The sequence below is a fragment of the Natrialba asiatica DSM 12278 genome, assembly GCF_000337555.1.
Taxonomy (GTDB): domain Archaea; phylum Halobacteriota; class Halobacteria; order Halobacteriales; family Natrialbaceae; genus Natrialba; species Natrialba asiatica.
Window position 1 is genome coordinate 1 of sequence record NZ_AOIO01000016.1, and the last position, 2099, is coordinate 2099.

Below are 2099 nucleotides of genomic sequence, written 5' to 3' on the forward strand. Positions count from 1 at the left end.
AGTCGGATCGGCTCGCGATCGCCGTCTCCCGCGACGGTGACGCGGATTCGATCCGACCCGTCGGTCACCGTCACGTCCGCCGCTTCCTTCGGAAAGCCCCAGATCTCTCGGCCGAGCGCGACGGACGGATCGGTCGTCACCGGCAGCCAGTGGACGTAGCCGCCGACCTCGCCGTCCGCGAGTTGCGCGAGGGGGCGGTTCGTTCGACTCCCGCGGACGACCGGGACGATGACGGCGAACTCGTCGTAGGGGTCGAGCCCCGTCTCCGCAGCCCCGTCTCTCGCTCGTCCTGTCTCGCGACCCACTCGGTGATACTGAATCCCGACGAGCGCAACGCAGCCGACGCCCGGTGCGATCGCGAGCGACGAGAGCCCCCTCGGAAGGACCGGGTCGAGCCGATTACGGCGCGCGGGGACGGTAACCCCGCCCATCGCAAACGAGAGATCGAGCGGGAGCTCGACGACGTGGCCGGTCGAAAGCCGGCGTCGGGTCCGTTCATCCACCGTGGTCACAGGCGGCGCTACGGCCGGGATGATCGTAGTGGTATCGGTGCAGTGTCGCGGTCCGAAACGCGCCTGCCGCGGCTCCCGGGACCGCTACTGTTTTGCGCGTGCCGTCCGTCGCGCCGAACGATGACCGCGTCGACTCAGTTGGCGGACCCCGCGGCGGCCGACCGCGGGTCGCTGCCGCACTACCTCGCGCCCGTACCGAAGACGGTAGAGGACCTCGGGCTGCGGTTCGCCTGGCTCGTCGTGGCGATCAACCTCGCGGGGACGGGCTTTGGCTTCTGGTACTACTCAGGTCAGTTCGCCGGAACGCCACCGGTACTGTGGCCGTGGGTTCCCGACAGTCCGATGGCGACCCTGTTGATCGCGCTCGCGATCGCCGCCTGGAAACTCGGCCACGAACTCCCGTGGCTGACCGCACTCGCGTTCTTCGGGAACGTGATCCTCGGTCTCTGGACACCGTACACGCTGCTCGCGTTCGCCGACTCCTACGCCTACCTCGATCCGCTCATGTACCAGTTCCTGTTCTGGAGCCACCTCGCGATGGTCGTCCAGGCGTTCGTCCTTCACCGCATCACCGACTTCCCCGTTCGAGCCGTCGCCGTCGCACTCGTCTGGTACGCGAGCAACCTCCTCGTCGACTACTTCGTCCCGGTTGCCGGCGATCTCCACCACACGATCATCCCCGTCGCGCGTGAGACACCCATGTTTCTCGGAGCCGACGCCCTCGGCGTCGTCGCCGGCGGCGAAGTCACGTTCACCCTCCTCGCGCTCTTTCTCGCGCTGGCGACGCGCATCAAACACTGCGAACGCGAACTCGACCGGGAACGGACGGCTCAAGCGGCGTCCGAGGCAGAAACGGAACCATCCGGCGGCGTCGAGAACACGATGCGACCGTAACGGACGGCGGTCACACCTTCTCGAAAACGAGTTTTCGAAAGTTCACCGCCCGACTACTCGAGTTCAGCTGTCCGAACGCGGTAGTACTGGTCCCGGTATTCGTAGCGGCCGTCGCTGTCGTGACCGAACGCCGGGTGCGTACCGTTGTATTCCTCGATACGAACGGTGGGGACGTCACGCTCGGCTGCGAGCGCGACCGCATCCCAGAGTTGGCTGTGCCGGAGCAGTTGCTCCGTGATCAGCCGCTGGGACTCCGTTCGGTCGTCCGGTTCGTCGACGAGTTCGAATTCGAATTCGCACAGTCGCTGGTGGTCGTCGCCAGGGTCGCCGCGCGTCGAGGTGGCGACGAGCGTGTCGGTGCCGCTCTCGGCTTCCATTTCGGTGTCCGCGATCGCATCCGTCGGTGTCAGTGTCAACTACTCGGCCTCGAGTTCGAACGTCGCCGCGAACGCGACCTGCTCCGCCTCCCGACGGTCCTCGAACAAGCCACGAGCGCGGAACGCGTACGTCCCCGGCCCGACGCCTTCGAGCGCGAGTTCGTCCGTCCCGCCCGTCGACGCGACGTCGCCGCCGTCCGCAATCCCGTCGTTGTCGGGCGTGACGGTCCATGTGTGGGCCTCACCCGGTTTGAGATACATCAGCGGCTCGTTGTGGTCCCGCGGCGCGACACGGCACCACTCGCCGTCGACATAT

3 protein-coding genes and 1 pseudogene are annotated in these 2099 nt (G+C 66.9%); 1 reads left to right on the forward strand and 3 read right to left on the reverse strand.

Features of this window, described 5'->3' with window-relative positions:
* Positions 1-512, reverse strand: a 512-nt coding sequence (locus C481_RS05055; protein ID WP_049904444.1) for an acetoacetate decarboxylase family protein, incomplete at its 3' end; no start/stop codon positions are given.
* 120 nt (positions 513-632) lie between these two features.
* Here C481_RS05055 and C481_RS05060 point away from each other — a divergent pair.
* Entirely contained in the window at positions 633-1406 is a 774-nt protein-coding gene (locus tag C481_RS05060; protein WP_006108031.1) for a DUF1405 domain-containing protein, read from the forward strand.
* Positions 1407-1459: 53 nt separating this feature from the next.
* Here C481_RS05060 and C481_RS05065 read toward each other — a convergent pair whose 3' ends face one another.
* Both C481_RS05065 and C481_RS05070 read right to left on the reverse strand, forming a co-directional pair.
* Positions 1460-1822 carry a hypothetical protein gene (locus C481_RS05065; RefSeq protein ID WP_006108032.1) on the reverse strand — a complete coding sequence of 121 codons (363 nt, stop codon included), beginning with the start codon at positions 1820-1822 and terminating at the stop codon, positions 1460-1462.
* Positions 1823-2099: pseudogene (locus tag C481_RS05070) on the reverse strand (hypothetical protein); the annotation flags it as partial.

Coding starts and splice junctions, on each gene's coding strand:
- C481_RS05060 (WP_006108031.1), top strand. CDS start 633: ATGACCGCGTCGACTCAGTTGGCGGACCCCGCGGCGGCCGACCGCGGG.